The following is a 17,680-nucleotide window of genomic DNA, read 5'->3' as shown; positions in this document are numbered from 1 at the left end:
TCCTATTGCACCTCTGATTTAGGCAGGGGCACCGGAGCGCCCTCGCGAAAAGAAATTCTTTTGTTTTTAAGCAGCATCATAGATATGCTGGCTACCTTTTTTGCGGCGTCAGGCTTGCCAAATGTCATACAATCGCGGCTTAGCTTTGCCCTCAGGCTGCCATCGTTGTAAAGCCTCTGGATATAATCCGCAAGGGTCTCTCCGGTTAAATCCTCCTCTTTAATCATCATGGCCGCCCCGCTTACGGCAAGCCTTGAGGCGTTTACCTCCTGATGCGCGGACGCGGCGTATGGATACGGTACCAGCACCGACGGTATCCCTATGGCCGTTATCTCGGCAAGCGTAGTCGCCCCCGCCCTTGATATTATCATGTCGCACGAGGCATACGCCTCAGGCATCTTGTATATAAACGGTGCCACAGTGCCGCTCATCCCGTGGCTTAAGTACGCCGCCCTGACAAACTCGAAATCCTTCTCGCCGGTTTGATGAAGGAACTGTATCTTGTCCTTCATCTCTTTGAGATATTCAAGGCAATCCACTACTATCTTGTTCAACGACGACGCCCCCATTGACCCACCAAAGATAAATATCGTAAAGAGTCCTTCTCTTAAGGAAAACATCCTCATCCCCTCGGCCTTGTCGGCCCTGAGTATCTTCTCCCTTACGGGGTTGCCCGTCAGAATGGTCTTATCCTTTGGAAAATACGAAAGGGAATTCTCATAGGTTATACATACCTTTTTGGCGAATTTCGCCAGTATCCTGTTGGCCTGGCCCGGTACTGAGTTCTGTTCCTGCACCACAGTGGGAATGCCCAAAAGCACGGCCGCAAATACAGGAATAAACGAGGCGTATCCACCCGTGCCGATGACCACATTAGGGGCAAGCCCCCTGAGAAACGCGTATGCCTTAAAAAATGCCACAACAAACCTATACAGGGCGATAACCTTCCTCTTCAGCGAGACCCCCACAAAGCCGTCTGTCTTTAACAGCTTGACATAGTAATTCTCACCGGGCAATATCCTTGCCTCAATACCCCTTTCCGCGCCCATAAAGATGATTTCCACATCCTTCACCTGCTTTTTTAGCTCCTCGGCAATCGCAATCCCAGGGTACAGATGCCCCCCCGTGCCCCCGCCCGCAATGACAAACGTCCTTTTTTTCATCGTTGTACCATCACTTCGCATACGTAAAAATCCTTCCTTTTCTTCGGTTAATCTTGTAATCGGCATCTCCTTCAATCACAGGCGCGTCCTGTCTGACGATTACCTCTCCTTCCGAAAGATTCAGAAGGATGCCTATGGCGGCGGAATTTAAGATCATAGACGACCCTCCATAACTTATAAACGGCAGCGGCAGTCCCTTTGTCGGCAGCAGCCCTGAGACCACCGCCATGTTTATCACCGCCTGAATCGCAATCAAAAGCGTTATCCCCGCGGCCGTATACATATAAAAGCCTCCCTTTAGTCTGCCCACTATGTAAATACCTCTGATAAAAACGACAAGAAATAACAAGACCACAACCGCGGCCCCGATAAGCCCTGTCTCCTCGCCCACGATAGCGAAGATGAAGTCTGTCTTGGCCTCCGGCAGAAAAAACAGTTTTTGTGTGCTCTTGCCTATCCCCACGCCGTTTAGCCCGCCATTTCCCAGCGCCACAAACGACTGTATAAGTTGAAAACCACTCTTTTTCTCATCCGCCCACGGGTTTAAAAACACAAGTACACGTTTTAATCTGTATGGCTCCATTATCAGTTTGACAACTACGGGTATCAGCACAACCCCCAGGGATAAGATGTACTTGATCCTCACCCCCGCCATAAAAAGCAGCGTAAACGTTATTATTCCTATTATCGCCGCCGAGCCAAAATCCGGCTGTAACAAGAGCATTCCCTGCAGAATAAGCATCAGCGCAATCGGTTTAATAAACGCCTTCACACTATCAGGGACAAACGACCCGCCAGATAAATACTTTGCCATAAACAACACCATTGACAGCTTTACCAGCTCTGACGGCTGGAACGTTATGCCAAGCACCCTTATCCACCGCCTTGCCCCGTTTACAGTAGCCCCGATACCCGGTACTTTGACCGCTAATAAAAGCAGCACAGACGTTACCAACAACGGCAACGCCGCCTTCTTTAATGACTCCGCGTTGACCTTATACATCAACGCCATAAGGACAAACCCCAGGATAATTGACGCAAGGTGTTTTTTCAGATACCGCATATCTGTAAGAGACGCCGCGGCGGTGGCCTCAGTCCTTGACGGCGCCACTACAGACGTGGCGCTATAGACCATGAACACACCGACGAACATCAGACACAAGACCGACGCAAACAATATCTTGTCGAACTGTCCCCTTTCCTGCGTTATCTGATTAGTAATTTCCTGCACTCATCCCCACCTGTATTTCCCTGGCTTGTCTGATTTCCCTGGCGTCCATATTTCCTATTTACTCACAGTTGCCGTATCAATGGCTGTTCTGCTGCCCGGCAGGCGCAAGACCGCCTCTTTAAATACAACGCCGCGCTCCTCGAAATCCCTGAACATATCAAAACTCGCACACGCAGGCGAAAGCAACACTATGTCTCCATATCGCGCTATCTTCTGTGACACCGCAACGGCCTCCTGCATTGATGAGGCCATGTGGACTTCTGTTACACCGGCCACAGCGTCCCTAATCTTCCCCGCCGCCTCGCCTATTAGTACCACCGCCCTGACCTTTTCTCTTATCAAATCCCTAAGCGGGGAGAAATCACCCGCCTTGTCCCTGCCACCGGCTATCAACACCACGGATTCCTCAAAACCCTCAAGGGACTTCACCACAGACCATATGTTCGTCCCCTTGGAGTCGTTAAAATACTTCACGCCCTCAACCTCTTCCACAAATTCAAGCCTGTGCTCAAGCCCCTTAAACGTCGTCAGCGTGGCGTATATGTCAGCAACAGAACAACCGCTCACAAGCGCCATCAGCGACGCCGCCATAGCGTTTTCTATATTGTGCAGCCCCTTAATCCTGAAATTATTCGTGTGAAACACCGGCATCTCATGCACAACAAGCTCAGGGCAAAGCACCTCAAGCTCCGGGATGTTAAACGTTATTATGCCCTTTGAGTAGTACGCCCCCCTCACCTGCCTCTTCCTGCTGAAATAGAGAATCTCCGGCCCCATCGGTTTTACCTTTGCGGCGATTTTCGGCGTGAGCGGGTCGTCGGCGTTGAGGACGAGGAAATTCATCTGGTCCTGGTTCTGAAAGATCCTGCACTTTGCGTCAAGGTAAGCGTCCATCGTGATGTGCCTGTCGAGATGGTCGGGGGTTACGTTTAGTATGGCCGCCACCTTGGGCTTAAACTTCTCGGCGGATTCAAGTTGAAAACTCGACACCTCAGTGACAATATAATCAGGGCTTACGAACTCGCGGGGACGCTCAAAATCCTTCACCAGCTTGCTTATTTCCTCAGTGAGGGCCTTGCCGATGTTGCCACCGATGATGGCGTTAAAACCGCTGTGTATCAGTATTTCGTACAGGAGTGTTGTCGTCGTTGACTTGCCGTTTGTACCGGTAATCGCCATGAATCCGGCGGCACCGGTTTTTCTCAGCTCTTCAAGCACCTGATATGCCAGCTCCAGCTCTCCCACTATGCGAATCCCCTTTTGGCGCGCCCTGTCAAATATCTGAATTGTGGGAGGCACTCCGGGGCTTGCCACCACCGCGTCTGCCGCGTCTATAATCTCTTCGTTGTGTTTTCCCAATTTGATTATTACAGAGGGGTCAAGTTTGCTGATGTACGGCGACAGCTCATCCGGGCCTTTTACGTCCATGACCGTCACTGTTGCCCCAAGCCTCACAAGGAGATTCGCCGCCCCTACGCCGCTCCTTGCCAGCCCCACTACCACTACGTGTTTGCCCTTGTAATTTTTATACATTTCCATTGTCATCCACCTATGATTTCTTTATAAAAACGATTGTCTGCCATGTCAATGGCATTGTTGGGGATGGGTCTGCGGTTATAGGCCTGTGCCTTTGATTTTTTCGATCTCTTTTTTCCTTTCGATTTTTTTGCCATCGTATCCTGTCCGCTATAGCCGGCGTCTTCCATAGCAACCTCATCGAGGGCGGCTATGGTCTCAACACGGCTGTCTCTGCCAGACTTGCGTTTCTTTGATTTGTGTTTTTTCCCTTTGACGTGGTGGGCAGGCCTTGTGGCTGTCCGGACTTTTTCATTGGCTATGCTGCTGTAGTAGATGATTGGCCTTGCGTGTGACTCCGAGATGTTATAACCCTTAGACAGTACAAACTTCGCGTCGCGCCAAAGGTCTGACCTTCTGCCGTCGCCCAGCAGGGCCGCCACCAGCATGTTCTCTCCCTTTTCAGCCGCAAACGCCAGACAGTGCCTCGCCGCGTTGGTAAAACCCGTCTTGCCTCCTACGAGGTCGCCGTCGCTCCACAACAGCTTGTTCGTGTTCGACAGGACGAATGCCCTTCCGTCTATGGAGTCAACCGTTTTTGTCTTTGTGTTTATAGTCTCTTTTATCAGGGAATAGTCGAGGGATTTCTTCATTATTGTGGCCAAATCGTACGCCGTTATATACTGCCCTTCGCCTGGAAGCCCATGGGCATTTATAAATCTCGTATTCATCGCCCCAATTCCCCTTGCCTTTTCATTCATCAGCGTGACGAAGTCTCTCTCTGTGCCCGACACCGCCTCGGCAAACGCCAGGGCCGCCCCATTTACAGATTTCATCAGAAGCAGACTTAAGAGGTCTTTGACGTAAAACCTCTCACCCTCACGCAAGGCAACATGCGGCGAATGCAGTCTGGCGGCATCGCAGGATATCGTTACTATGTCGTTTGGCTTCATATGGTCAAGCACCACCATGGCGGTAATCAGTTTTGTCGTGCTGGCAGGGGGCTGTTTGAAATCAGGGTTTTTTGCGTATAATATCTTATCCCCATCCATAATGACGGCAGACCTCGCCGTTATTTCCCTGGGTGAAGGCTCACTGGCCGCCTTTGCAAACGAGTTCGCGGTTAATAATACCACACACATTACCATAGGTAGAAACACATAATGCCTTAACATCCGTAAGAAACCTCTCTCCATTATCATCACCTCAATTTAATAGTTGCCAAGCTTAGCAATGCAAGCATAATTCCCACTATCCAAAATCTTATCACGGTCTTAGGCTCCGGCCACCCCTTCAACTCAAAATGGTGATGTATGGGGGCCATCCTGAAAATCCTCTTCCCTGTCAGCTTATATGACGCTACCTGTAAAATAACTGACAGTGTCTCTACAACAAACAGACCACCTACAACCAGCAAAACTATCTCATGCCTGGTAATAGTTGCCAGTGTGCCAAGTGCCCCTCCAAGCCCTAAAGACCCTACATCGCCCATGAACACCTCTGCCGGATATGTATTGTACCATAAAAAACCAAGTGCCGCTCCAAGCATTGCGCCGCAAAATACGGTTAACTCGCCTATGCCAGTTATATATATTACTTGCAAGTATTGTGCCAGCCCGGCGTGCCCCGATATATACACCAACAGCCCCGTTGCGAACGTCGCTATTCCGACAAGTCCTATCGCCAACCCGTCTATGCCGTCTGTCAGATTTACCGCGTTTGATGAGCCAACCACTACCAGTGCCGTAAACGGTATATAAAAAACCCCAAAATCGAACAGCCATTTCTTGAAAAACGGTATTATGAGCATCGTCCTGTATGGGTCAGCGGCGTCAAAATACTGAATCAGGCCGATTATCAGCGCCACTATGATTTGCAGGCCGAACTTGTACTTAGCCTTTAGTCCTTTAGGGTTGCGCTTTGATACCTTCAGATAGTCGTCTAAAAACCCTATCGCCCCGAAGCAAAACGTTGACCCAATCATTATCAGGACATATCTGTTTTCAAGATTACCCCATAAGACTACGGTAACCAGTATGGATATGATTATCAGAACGCCGCCCATTGTAGGCGTACCGGCCTTGGAGAAATGGGTCTTAGGGCCGTCGTCTCTGATTTGCTGCGTCAGGCTTATGCGCTTGAGGAAGCGTATTGTCTCAGGGGCAAGTATAAATGTTATTGCCATAGCGGTAATAACAGCAATGGCAGTGCGAAACGTTATGTACCTGAATACGTTCAGCGGTGAAAACACATCTCTAAGGCTATACAACAGATAGTATAACATATGGTTACCCCAGCACCTTCTCCATTTTTAATCCGCGTGAACCCTTAATCAGCACCGTGTCCTTAGACTTCAACTGTCTTAAAATAGTGCCGGCCTCAACTGCATCCGCGGCGTGTACAGCGGCACCGCCCGATGCCCTGAAATCTTCATAGGTGAATTTCATTAATTCCCCCACAGCTATGAGTAAATCAACATCCCCCGGGGGTATAGACCTTCCCAACTCCCTGTGATAGCGCTCCGCATACTCCCCAAGCTCAAGCATATCGCCAAGGACCGCAACCGCCGTCCCCTTTTTCAGCCTTATCAGCTCTGCTACCGCGTTTGCCATCGAGGCGGGATTGGCGTTATAATAGTCGCAGATTATCAGAGAGCCGTTAATTTCCCGGTGCTCAAGCCTCATTGGCACCCCTTCGAAAGAGGACAGTGCCTGCCGGATATCCCCTGTGTCCACACCCATGGCAAACCCCGCGGCGGCGGCGGCAAGGGCGTTAGACACGTTGTGCATCCCGCCGCTTCTGATGGTTGCGTCAATTTCCACACCATTGGAAAACCTTATTGCCACTTGCAGCGCGGAACCATTTTCGCGAATCGAATGGCCTCTGCATGACACGTCCTTTCCTTTTCCAAATGTGATAATTTCCCGTTTCAGAGTCTTATTTCTCTCCAACACGCCTTCCATAAGGAAGTCGTCGTCGCCGTTTACTATGATAGTCCTGGCATAGTTCATTATTTCAAGTTTTGCCGCGCGTACGCCTTCTATACTACGAAAACCCTCAAGGTGGCCGGGTCCGATATTGGTTACAATTGCAATGTCGGGGGCGGCGATCTCACAGAGTTCAGCGATGTCACCCTGCTTGCTTGCCCCCATCTCAAGGACTGCCGCATCTTCATTGTCAAGCCTAAGCAGCGTAAGCGGAAGCCCTATCTGGTTATTAAGATTCCCTTCTGTTTTCAGAACAGGGTATTTTTTACCTAGTACTGCCGCTGTCATCTCCTTCGTAGTGGTCTTGCCATTTGTGCCTGTGAGGGCAACAACCGGTATGGGACGAATTTGCCTTACATGGGCGGCAAGGCGTTGAAGGGCCTTTAGTGTATCGTCAACGACAATTAAAAAAAACCCTTCTTTGGGGCAATCCACCACACGCGAGACAACCGCACCGGCGGCAACGCCGACAACGCTGGCAATAAAATCGTGGGCGTCGTATTTATCTCCCACGAGGGCAAAGAACAGCTCGCCGGCCTTGACCGCCCTTGAGTCCGTGGATACTCCGGTAAAATAAACACCACGGGCGTCGGGGCAATTCACTGCCTTGCCGTCAACTGCCCTAAGCACCGCGTCTAAGCTAATGGGTGTCACTGGGTGGCCTCCGGTGGACGTCCAAAGTTCTTGAGTCTTTTCAGGATAAACTTCTCCGCCAATTCTCTGTCGTCAAACGGGTGTCTGACGCCTTTGATGTCCTGATAGTTTTCATGGCCCTTGCCGGCAATCAGTACCACGTCGCCGGGGACGGCCATATTGACGGCCATTTTTATAGCGTTTTTCCTGTCTGGCTCAACGGTGTAGCGGTCTCCTTCGATGCCGCCGATGATGTGTCTTATAATGTCGCCGGGGTCTTCGTACCTCGGATTGTCGGACGTAACGATGGCGTAATCACTCATTGTAGAGGCAATCCGCCCCATTATTGGCCGTTTTCCCGTATCGCGGTTACCCCCGCAGCCAAACACGGTTATGATTCTCCCCGTGCATAGCTTTTTCATGCTGTCAATAAGATTGCGAAGGGCGTCGTCTGTGTGCGCGTAATCCACTATTACCGAGAAATCCTGTCCGCACTCAACCGGCTCAAACCGCCCTCTCACGCTCCTGAGCCTTGAAATGCCCGCAATGATTGCGTCATATGGAATCCCAAGCGCGGCTGACGCCGAAAAGGCCGCCAGTATGTTGTATATATTGACATATCCCCGCAGATTGGAAACGATACTGTACTGCCCGCCGCCGTATAAGATATCGAAATCCAGCCCGTTGGCAAAACGCTTAATATTTACCGCCCTGACATCAGCACGGGCGTCCATCCCGTAGGCCATGACATCAGTACCCCTTGACAGCCGTTCTTTTATAAGCTCCCGGCCAAACTCATCGTCAGCGTTTATTACAGAGACGCCGCCCGGCTTTAACAGCTCATTAAAAAGTCTCTTTTTCGATTTAAAATAGTCGTCCATGTCCTTGTGGTAATCAAGGTGGTCGCGCGTGAGATTCGTAAAAACTACGACGTCAAACTCCGCGGCGTCAACCCTGTACTGAGCGAGGGCATGGGAGGATATCTCGCTCACGACGTATTCGCAGCCCTCTGCGAGCATTTTGTTTAAGTACATTTGAAACTCCGGGGCCTCCGGCGTGGTGTGGTAGGCGCTGTAGACAGTGTCGCCAACAAGGTATTGAATCGTCCCGATCATGCCGGATTTCTTACCGTACGCCGTAAGGATTGCGCGCATCAGGTAACATGTTGATGTCTTGCCGTTGGTGCCGGTTACACCAGTGAGCCTGAGTTCCTTTGATGGGTCGCCGTAGTATCTTGCCGAGACATAGGCAAGCGCCCTGCGGACATTGTCCACCCTGACAAGGAGGATATCCTTGCCGCTGAAGGCGTCAACATCTATTTCGTCTTCGTAGATGACAGAGTGGGCGCCTTTTTTAATTGCCTCTTCAATGTAGGCGTGGCCGTCGGAGTGCTGGCCTTTTACCGCAAAAAACATCGTACCATTCTCTATTGTCCTGGAGTCATAGGAGATGCCCGACGCCCTTTTGTTCAGGTTGCCATTAATCTCCCTGACGCCAATTTTGTCCAGTATTTGAGCTATATTCATTCTTATAAACCATTCCTTTCTAAAATTACCGGATTGCCGGTTGCTTAGTTGTGTGGCTTTTTGCCGATGGATTCGTTTTCGACAACCAAAGTAGTGCTTTTTAGTTTCTCTTCTTTTGGTACATTCAAATAAGTAAGCGCCTTAGTGGCGATGTTCTTAAAAACCGGGCCGGCAACAACACCGCCATAGATAGCGCCGCGAGGTTTCCATACGACGACTATAATGGAGAATACCGGCTTATCGGCGGGCACAAAGCCGACAAATGAACTGATAAAATCGGTGTGAGAGTAACCCCCATGCGCCCTGTCATAGATTTGAGCCGTACCCGTCTTACCGGCTACGAGGTTTCCCTCAACGCGCGCAAACGTGGCCGTACCACCCTCTTCTGTGACCATTGTGAAGGCTTTTTTGAGGATGTCTATTGTCTTTTTCGAGATCACCTGCTCAGAGCCATCATACCTCTTCTTTACCGAATAGGCCTTGCCGTCGCCCATAACAATTTCCTTCACGACTGAGGGCGAGATTTTATACCCGCCGTTGGCCACAATCGAATACGCGGTAAGCATCTGAAGAGGCGTTACAGCAACCTCCTGTCCTATGGGTATGCACCCGATAGAGACACCACTCCAACGCTCAGGTTTTCTCAGGCGTCCAGAGACCTCACCGGGTAAGTCTATGCCCGACTTTTCCCCAAAACCGTAATTCCTGATATAATTGTAAAGCCTTTGTTTGCCCAGGCGCATTGCTAGTTTTATCGTCCCCACGTTGGAGGACTTTTGTATGACCTCCATAAATGTGAGGACACCGTGAGGATGGGCGTCCTTTATCCTCTTGCCGCCGACCTCTATAGAGCCGCCGAGGCAGTCAATTTTCTCGTCCGGCCTGGTAAGGTTCTCCTCCAAAACGCCGGTTGCGGTTACTATCTTAAACGTAGAGCCTGGCTCATAGAAATCCGTAATGGCGCGGTTGCGCCTTGCGGCCGGACCGTACTTGCCGGGTGAGTTAGGGTCAAACGTGGGGCGATTTGAAAGGGCAAGTATCTCACCCGTATATGGGTCCATCATTATGGCGGTAGCGGCGGCGGCGTGCCACTTTTCCATCGTGTCGTCGAGTTCTTTTTCCACAATGTACTGAAGCCCCTGGTCTATGGTCAGTGTGATGGTGCTGCCTGTCCTTTCGTTTTCGTTCGTATTGTAAAACGTATTGCCTCTGGCGTCTTTTTCGACGGTGTATTTACCGCCCTGTTCGACAAGTTCTCTGTCATAGACGGCCTCCACACCCTCAAGCCCCTTGTTGTCTATGTTTACAAAACCTATGACATGCGCGGCCATAGACCCCAGCGAATAGTACCGCTTTGGTTCCGCGGTCAGGCCGATTCCACTTAGTCTCATCTCCTGTAGTTTATCGGTCTCCTCGATAGGGATTTTACGCTTGAGCCACACAAAGTTCTTCTTTCCCCTGACCTCCGCCGACAGCTCTTCAAAGCTCACTCCGATGATGTTGGATACCTCCTGCAGCCTCTTATCGCTCTCGTTGTAGTTGGTCTTGTCCAAATATACTGAATTATTCTCAAGGTTTACGGCAAGCCTCCTGCCAAGCCTGTCAAGGATTATACCGCGGCGCACCTGCACGTCCACCTCTGCGAGGCGCTGATTTTCGGATTTCTTTACGAATTTATCATGTTTCAAAACCATGATATCGAAAAGTCGTCCCAGTAACACAAAAAAACCGACAAAGATCAGCCCGTAAATAAATATAAATCGTCTGTTCATTTCCACCTTGCCCCTGTTGAGGGGCCACGAGCAGCCCTACCCCCGTAGATTACTGCCGCTCTTTTACGTAGATTACCCTGTTCCTGTCTGGAAACTCAAAGCCCATCTTCTTAATGGCCAGGCTGTCAACGGAGTTCAGAGACAGAAGATTTTCCTTTTTCGCCATGAGATTTCTTTGCTTTTTAAGGAGTTCATACTGTTTTTGCTGCATGTTGCCAAGCTTGTACTCAAGCGACTTGATGGAAGTCCTCAACCACAGAGTGTAAAACACGCTGACAACTATCAGCAACGCGCCAAGGACCAACACAATGTTACTCAGCAGTGAACATCTCTTTTCGCAAATCATAACTTTTGTCCTCCTCTGAGCTTAGCGCTCCTTGCCGCGGGGTTTCTTTCACCAGACTCCGCAGCGGATGGAGTAATGGGTTTTACGGTCAACACCCTGAAATGGCCGTTTGCCTTTTCTTGCCTGAAAAAATTCTTTACAAGTCTGTCCTCAAGGGAATGATATGAGATTACACACAAACGTCCGCCTGCCCTCAACACCGCCCCCGAGCCCTCAAGCGCGCCCTTCAAGGCCGCCAGTTCGCCGTTTACATATATCCTGAGCGCCTGAAAGGTCTGTGTTGCCGGATGAGTCCTCCCACGCCCGCCGTATACATCTTCAACGAGTGACGCCAGCTCGCGGCATGTGTCTATTGAACGCCTCTTTCTCTGCGCGACGATTGCCCGCGCAATTTTAGCGCCCCTTGTCTCTTCCCCGTATTCCTTTAATATCTCTTCAATTTTTTCCATTTTATAGCGGTTTACCACTTCCCATGCCGTCAGCGGCGCCCTATTGTCCATCCGCATATCAAGCCGGTAATCGGAGTTGAAACTAAACCCCCTCGCCATGTCTTTCACCTGGCACATAGACATCCCAAGGTCAAGCAATATGCCATCAACACCAGTGTCGTACCCGCAGTCCTTTACAATATCCCCTACGCGCGAAAAATCATCCCGTACAAAACTCACACGGCAGTCCTGAAGCCTTTGCGCCGCAAACATCAGCGCCTCTTCGTCTTTATCAACGCCAATGACCCTGCCATCCGCACCAAGCCTCTTAAGCAGCACCTCTGCGTGTCCACCCATGCCCAGCGTGCCGTCCACATATACTCCATCTCTTTTCACGTCTAACAGCTCCATCACCTCATCCACCATTACCGGACAATGTATTGCCCCGGACACTCCCCGCGTGTTGCCCATCTATATCCAATCTGCCAACTCCTGTTCATAGCCCGCCACAACGGAGTCATCAATGTCTCTATATTTTTCAGCCCACAAGTTCCTGTCCCAGACCTCCAGCCTGTCCGTAGCCCCGGCAATCAATATCTCGCCATTGAGGGAAATACCGGCGTCCTCCCTAAGGGCTGGCGGCACGAGCAGCCTTCCCTGCTTGTCTATCTCGCATTCAAACGCCGAGCTGACCACCTTTCTGATAAAGAACTTCACCGATTCCTTAGACTTAGGCATCTCCTTCACCTTTGCCATCAAGTCCCTCCACTGCGCGTCCGGGAATATCTGAAGGCACCTGTCTCTGACCGCACAGGTTATATAAATCTTCGGGCCGTAGCTTTTCTTAAATATCTCTCTGAACGAGGCCGGGACTATAACCCTGCCCTTGTCATCCGCCCTGAGATTGTATCTACCTATAAATCCGTCTGACTCCACCGAATCGTCCTCCACTTACCACCACAAAATACCACATTTTTACATTTATGTCAATATAAATCTTTCAGTCCGGCAAAAAATTTTTTGAGCAGTAATACACAAATCATAACACCCGCCGACAAACTGACATCAACAAATTGCAAGCGGCGTCTTTGTTGTGTTAGAATGCGATGTGTTTGCCACAGAGGGGATTATTAAGGCACATAGCGGCACTACAAACTCAGAAGAGGGGCATGGGACTACCGTAAGAGTGAACGCGAATTTCGATGGAATAACCAACATACTGGCAATCAAGCTGCGCCACATAGGTGATGTCCTGCTGACCTCTCCGGTTTACAGGGCACTGAGGACGGCGTTTCCCGATGCCCGTATCAGCGCCCTTGTGAACTCCGGCTCGGAGGAGACCCTGACAGGCAATCCATACATCAACGAGGTGATGGTCTTCAACAGGAAGCTAAAGGACATGCCGGTTATTAAAAAATATGCCGGCGAGTTAAATAATCTAAGGGCAATAAGGCAACGCGCCTTTGACATGGCTATTGATATGACGGGCGGCGACCGCGGGGCTATAATATCATATGTAAGCGGTGCCCGCGTAAGGCTTGCCAAAGACTCAGGCAAGGCAAGCCGTTGGGGGAAGAACTACCTGTATACGGGCCGCGCCGTCCTCAACGGGATGACGCATGTGGTTATGCAAAATTTGGAGCTGCTACAAAAATTTTCGATAGAACCAGCAGGCTATAAAGTTGAAATGCACGTACCGGAGGATGTTACAGACTCAGTGGACAGACTATTAAAGGGCCGCGGCATTTCAAACCCGGACACATACGTACATGTCCATCCCACTTCGCGGTGGTTTTTCAAGTGTTGGCGGGATGACTACATGGCAGAGGTTATAGACTGGCTGTTAAAGAGGGGCATTAAGGTAGTGCTAACCGCGGCGCCCGGCAAAAGGGAGATAGAGAAGGCCAGGGGGATTTTATCTCTGGTGAAAGAAACCAACAAGGGCGGACTTATCACCCTTTTGGGTGAGACGAGTATAAAGGCCCTTGGAGCAGTATCAAAGGGTGCGGCCATGTTTTTCGGAGTGGACTCCGCCCCGATGCACATAGCGGCCTCAATGGACACGCCCGTTGTGGCCATATTCGGGCCATCCGGCGCGTTTAACTGGGGGCCGTGGGACAATGAAAAGACGATACAGCAACCCTACGCAAGGAGAAACGGGATACAGACGTCGGGAATCCATACGGTTATTCAGCGGGACTGGGACTGCGTCCCCTGCGGTTGCGATGGCTGCGACGCAACGAAAAAAAGTAAATGCCTCCACGACATAAGCGCCAAAGAAGTAACGGATTTGATTGAACAAAGACTGTTTTAAGCACTGGGCGTTGGGGGGCATAACTCACTGTTAACCTTCAGGCCGGAGATATGCGTTATGTTTTTTTATGCCGGTTTCTGTTATAATCGTCACAGTAAATAATAAATTAACGAGGTCATGAAAGATTATGATTTCTGAAAGAGCTAAAAAAGTCAAACCATCGGCTACACTTTCTATTGATACGAAGGCTAAGGAGATGAAGGCGGCTGGCATTGACGTAATCAGCTTTGCCGTCGGCGAACCGGACTTTGATACCCCTGACAATATCAAGGCCGCGGCCATTAAGGCCATTAACGAGGGGTTTACCAAGTACACACCAGTAGGCGGGATACCAGAACTTAAGAATGCCATTGTCGGGAAGCTGAAACAGGACAATGGCTTGCAGTATAAGCCAAATGAGATACTCGTCTCAGTAGGCGCTAAGCACTCTCTGTATAACGCCGCACAGGCACTTTACAGTGAAGGAGACGAGGTCATAATACCAGCACCGTATTGGGTGTCTTATCCCGACCAGACTCTTCTGAATGATGCCGTGCCGGTTATTGTGCAGACGCGGGAAGAGGAGGACTTTGTCGTATCGCCGGAGCTGCTCTCAAAGGCTATCACGAAGAAGACTAAGGCCATTGTCCTGAATTACCCGTCGAATCCTACCGGATTCACATACGACAGAAAGGCCCTGGAGGCCATTGCTGAGATAGCCGTCAGGAACAATATTTATGTTATATCTGACGAGATATATGAAAAACTTCTCTATGACGGTTTAAAACATGTCAGCATTGCCTCAATTGACCCGGAAATAAAGAAGAGGACGATAGTCATAAACGGTTTTTCGAAATCCTACGCCATGACCGGCTGGCGCGTGGGCTACGCGGCAGGCGATGCGGCGATAATCAAAGCCATGGAGAACATTCAAAGCCAGTCAACCTCAAACCCGACGTCAATTTCACAAAAGGCCGCCCTTGAGGCCATTACCGGCCCTCAGGACTTCATCCCCGCCATGCTTAAAGAGTTTGACAAGAGGCGGAGGTATCTGGTGGCTGAGCTAAACGCCATTGACGGTGTGTCGTGTAAGATGCCACAGGGGGCGTTTTATGCCTTTGCGAATATCAGGGACTATCTTGGCAGGAAAACAGCAACGATGCTGATAAAGGACTCCTCGGACATGGCTCTCTATCTGCTTGAAGAGGCAGCCGTTGCCCTTGTGCCCGGCAGTGCCTTCGGTGCCGAGGGATATATAAGGATGTCCTATGCAACCTCAATGGAAAAAATAAGCGAGGGCCTGAACCGGATTAAGACAGCCCTGCAGAAGCTGACATAAGTGGCTGTTTCATCAGATAAAAATACAGCTTCTATTTTTCGCTCAGGGTTCGTGGCGATAATGGGAAAGCCTAATGTCGGCAAATCCACGCTGTTAAATACGATAACCGGCCAGAAGATAGCCATCGTCACATCAAGGCCCCAGACGACCAGAAACAGGATAATGGGCGTTAAAAATGTACCGAACGGGCAAATCGTCTTATTCGATACGCCGGGCATTCATGCGCCGTTACATACGCTGGGACGTTTTATACTGAAGACCTCAATGGATACAGTAAGCGAGGTGGAGCTGATATATCTGGTTGTAAACCCCGCCTCACCTGATGAGGACGATATTTCAGTTATAAATATGTTGAAGGACGTGAAGAAGGTTTTATTTCTTGTCGTGAATAAGATAGATATGCTCAGGGATAAGTCGGCGCTGCTTTGTGTTATTGATGCTTACAGGAAATTTCTCAACTTTGAGGAGATAATACCCGTATCCGCAAAAAGCGGCAGCGGGGTTGATGTGCTTATAAGTGAGAGTCTGCGTTATCTGCCTGAGGGGCCGAGATACTATCCAGATGAGGTAGTGACAGATGTGTTTGAGAGGTTCATGGCCTCGGAGACCATCAGGGAGAAGCTGATGGACTACACACACGACGAAATCCCCCACTCCATCGCCGTTGATGTCGTCAGGTGGCAAGAAAAAAAAAGCGGCCTTATTTCGATAAGCGCAAATATTCTTGTTGAAAAACCTACCCAAAAGGGTATAATAATAGGGAAAAACGGCAGGACGCTAAAGGCCGCCGGCACGAAGGCCCGCAAGGAAATAGAGGATATTGTCGGGGCAAGGGTGTATTTGGATTTGTTTATAAAGGTGAAAAAGAACTGGCGTAAGGATGTGTCCGCATTGAAAGATTTGGGGTTTAAATAGATATGGTTATAAAGATGAAGGTAGATGGGTTGCTGTTTGACCCCAGAAGTGGTATGTACATTCTCCTGCTGAAGGCGGTTGATGGAGAGGAGACGCTGCCAATCTGGATAGGAAAACCGGAGGCTGACTCAATCGCCCTCGCACTCGGCAAGGTGGTAACGCCGCGACCGCTTACGCACGATCTGCTCAAGAACGTCATTGAAGAGCTTAACATGTCGGTGGCCAAGGTTATCGTCCACGAGATCGTTGACAACACATACTATGCCATGCTCTATGTCACTGATGGCAAGGCCGAAAGGCCGATAGACTCCCGCCCAAGCGACGCCGTTGCGGTTGCGCTAAGGACAAACTCCCCTATCTATGTCGAGGAGACCGTCATTGAGCGCAGAAACACCGATGAACTTGAAGAGTGGCTTAAAAACCTCAAACCTGAAGACTTCGGCAACATCATGTAATGCGTTTCATGACCGAAGGCATTGTCTTTAAGGGCTTCCCGCTCGGTGAGGCCGATATGATTATGACGATTTTCACGCGCGAGAGGGGTTTTGTGCGTGCATTCGCCAAAAGTCCAAGAAAGACAAAGAGCAGGTTTGGCTCCGCCCTTGAGCCTTTTTCATATATTCGCATCAGTCTGTGGGGAAAGGAAAACGCTGAGCTGCCAAGGCTCATCCAGGCCGACATCGTCCATCCATTTCAGAAATTACGGGAAGAGCTTGACTGCTTTCTCCGGGTATCTGAGTTACTTGAGATGACATTTATGCTTATCCCCGAACACGTCAGGCAGGAAGGCCTGTTCGACATACTGCTCGATACGCTGAGGATGCAAGAGGCGGGCTGCGGCAATCAAAAGGCCATTCTCTGCTATAAGATAAAGATGCTCAACGCGGCGGGTTTTATGCCAAGACTAAGCGGGTGCGCCCGGTGCGCAGGTACGGGAAGGCGTTTTTATTTTCGCGAGGGTTCAATATTGTGCGACAACTGCGGCGACCCACTAAGCGGGTTTGAGCTGTCTCAGGGTGCGATAAAACTCTTTGAGACCCTGCGGCTTTGGGATTGGAGTAAGTTACATCGTGTGGTTCCAACAACTTCTCTCGCACAGGAACTCGGCAGACTGCTTGATTTGCACATTCGCTACCGTCTGGAAAAGGGCCTTAAGACGAGGGATTTTATGGACAAAATAAGAACAGACCCAGATACGTATCCGGCATGAAAAGTACCCGACACTCCTAATGGCCTTACGCAAAGGTCAAGCGCACCTTTTCAACTTCACTATGCACTATCGCCCTGACCTCTTCACGGTCTGGTTTTTTAGACACCTCTTTTTTGAGCGGCTCTATCTCCTGCTTCAGCATAAAGCGCACCTCATCACGGTCAGGCTTTTTCGCCAGTTCATGTTCAATGGAGCCGACCCTTGTTTCCAGGGAGCCTACTTTCGTATCCAATGAGCCTACTCTCGTATCCAATGAGCCTACTTTCATATCCAATGAGCCTACTTTCATATCCAATGAGCCTACTTTCATATCCAATGAGCC

16 protein-coding genes and 1 pseudogene are annotated in these 17,680 nt (G+C 50.0%); 5 read left to right on the top strand and 12 right to left on the bottom strand.

What is annotated here, in order from left to right:
• Positions 1-2 precede the first annotated feature (2 nt).
• Genes murG through mraZ form a run of 11 tightly spaced genes read right to left on the bottom strand, consistent with a single transcriptional unit; the run spans position 3 to position 12,552 of the window.
• Positions 3-1,163 carry an undecaprenyldiphospho-muramoylpentapeptide beta-N-acetylglucosaminyltransferase gene (murG, locus tag AB7D94_RS05905; RefSeq protein ID WP_420264809.1) on the bottom strand — a complete coding sequence of 387 codons (1,161 nt, stop codon included), beginning with the start codon at positions 1,161-1,163 and terminating at the stop codon, positions 3-5.
• 10 nt (positions 1,164-1,173) lie between these two features.
• Complete coding sequence (gene ftsW / locus AB7D94_RS05900) at positions 1,174-2,394, bottom strand: putative lipid II flippase FtsW (RefSeq protein WP_420264808.1); 1,221 nt, start codon at positions 2,392-2,394, stop codon at positions 1,174-1,176.
• A gap of 54 nt (positions 2,395-2,448) precedes the next feature.
• Positions 2,449-3,933, bottom strand: coding sequence for a UDP-N-acetylmuramoyl-L-alanine--D-glutamate ligase (gene murD, locus AB7D94_RS05895; RefSeq protein ID WP_420264807.1), 1,485 nt, complete (start codon positions 3,931-3,933; stop codon positions 2,449-2,451).
• A 2-nt stretch (positions 3,934-3,935) separates the two neighbouring features.
• Positions 3,936-5,105: a D-alanyl-D-alanine carboxypeptidase family protein gene (locus AB7D94_RS05890; protein ID WP_420264806.1), complete on the bottom strand. Its 1,170-nt coding sequence runs from the start codon at positions 5,103-5,105 to the stop codon at positions 3,936-3,938.
• A 5-nt stretch (positions 5,106-5,110) separates the two neighbouring features.
• Positions 5,111-6,193, bottom strand: a complete 1,083-nt coding sequence (mraY, locus tag AB7D94_RS05885) for a phospho-N-acetylmuramoyl-pentapeptide-transferase (RefSeq protein ID WP_420264805.1) — start codon at positions 6,191-6,193, stop codon at positions 5,111-5,113.
• A gap of 4 nt (positions 6,194-6,197) precedes the next feature.
• Complete coding sequence (locus AB7D94_RS05880) at positions 6,198-7,550, bottom strand: UDP-N-acetylmuramoyl-tripeptide--D-alanyl-D-alanine ligase (protein ID WP_420264804.1); 1,353 nt, start codon at positions 7,548-7,550, stop codon at positions 6,198-6,200.
• Positions 7,547-9,055: a UDP-N-acetylmuramoyl-L-alanyl-D-glutamate--2,6-diaminopimelate ligase gene (locus AB7D94_RS05875; RefSeq protein ID WP_420264803.1), complete on the bottom strand. Its 1,509-nt coding sequence runs from the start codon at positions 9,053-9,055 to the stop codon at positions 7,547-7,549. Before AB7D94_RS05875 ends, AB7D94_RS05880 begins: the two co-directional genes overlap by 4 nt.
• Before the next feature lie 44 nt (positions 9,056-9,099).
• Positions 9,100-10,827, bottom strand: coding sequence for a peptidoglycan D,D-transpeptidase FtsI family protein (locus AB7D94_RS05870; protein WP_420264802.1), 1,728 nt, complete (start codon positions 10,825-10,827; stop codon positions 9,100-9,102).
• Between the two features lie 49 nt (positions 10,828-10,876).
• Positions 10,877-11,173, bottom strand: coding sequence for a hypothetical protein (locus AB7D94_RS05865; RefSeq protein WP_420264801.1), 297 nt, complete (start codon positions 11,171-11,173; stop codon positions 10,877-10,879).
• Positions 11,170-12,072, bottom strand: coding sequence for a 16S rRNA (cytosine(1402)-N(4))-methyltransferase RsmH (rsmH, locus tag AB7D94_RS05860; RefSeq protein WP_420264800.1), 903 nt, complete (start codon positions 12,070-12,072; stop codon positions 11,170-11,172). Before rsmH ends, AB7D94_RS05865 begins: the two co-directional genes overlap by 4 nt.
• Positions 12,073-12,552, bottom strand: coding sequence for a division/cell wall cluster transcriptional repressor MraZ (gene mraZ / locus AB7D94_RS05855; RefSeq protein WP_420264799.1), 480 nt, complete (start codon positions 12,550-12,552; stop codon positions 12,073-12,075). It lies immediately after the preceding gene.
• A gap of 142 nt (positions 12,553-12,694) precedes the next feature.
• On the opposite strand from mraZ, the gene rfaQ reads away from it, so the two are divergent.
• The 5 genes from rfaQ (at position 12,695) to recO (ending at position 17,358) form a co-directional block, all read left to right on the top strand.
• A complete protein-coding gene (rfaQ, locus tag AB7D94_RS05850) occupies positions 12,695-13,915 on the top strand; it encodes a putative lipopolysaccharide heptosyltransferase III (RefSeq protein WP_420264798.1) in 1,221 nt (406 codons plus the stop codon).
• Between the two features lie 124 nt (positions 13,916-14,039).
• Positions 14,040-15,233: a pyridoxal phosphate-dependent aminotransferase gene (locus tag AB7D94_RS05845; RefSeq protein WP_420264819.1), complete on the top strand. Its 1,194-nt coding sequence runs from the start codon at positions 14,040-14,042 to the stop codon at positions 15,231-15,233.
• The gene (gene era / locus AB7D94_RS05840; protein WP_420264797.1) at positions 15,234-16,148 is read left to right on the top strand and encodes a GTPase Era; all 915 of its coding nucleotides are present in this window, start codon (positions 15,234-15,236) and stop codon (positions 16,146-16,148) included.
• 2 nt (positions 16,149-16,150) lie between these two features.
• Positions 16,151-16,603 (top strand): bifunctional nuclease family protein, encoded by a 453-nt coding sequence (locus AB7D94_RS05835; RefSeq protein ID WP_420264796.1) that lies wholly within the window; start codon positions 16,151-16,153, stop codon positions 16,601-16,603.
• Positions 16,604-16,611: 8 nt separating this feature from the next.
• A complete protein-coding gene (gene recO / locus AB7D94_RS05830; protein WP_420264795.1) occupies positions 16,612-17,358 on the top strand; it encodes a DNA repair protein RecO in 747 nt (248 codons plus the stop codon).
• Positions 17,359-17,383: 25 nt separating this feature from the next.
• On the opposite strand, the pseudogene AB7D94_RS05825 reads toward recO, so the two are convergent.
• Positions 17,384-17,680, bottom strand: a pseudogene (locus AB7D94_RS05825) (hypothetical protein); the annotation flags it as partial.

The sequence above is a fragment of the Candidatus Magnetominusculus dajiuhuensis genome (assembly GCF_046044395.1).
Lineage (GTDB): Bacteria > Nitrospirota > Thermodesulfovibrionia > Thermodesulfovibrionales > Magnetobacteriaceae > Magnetominusculus > Magnetominusculus dajiuhuensis.
This window is presented reverse-complemented; position numbering and strand designations above follow the sequence as displayed.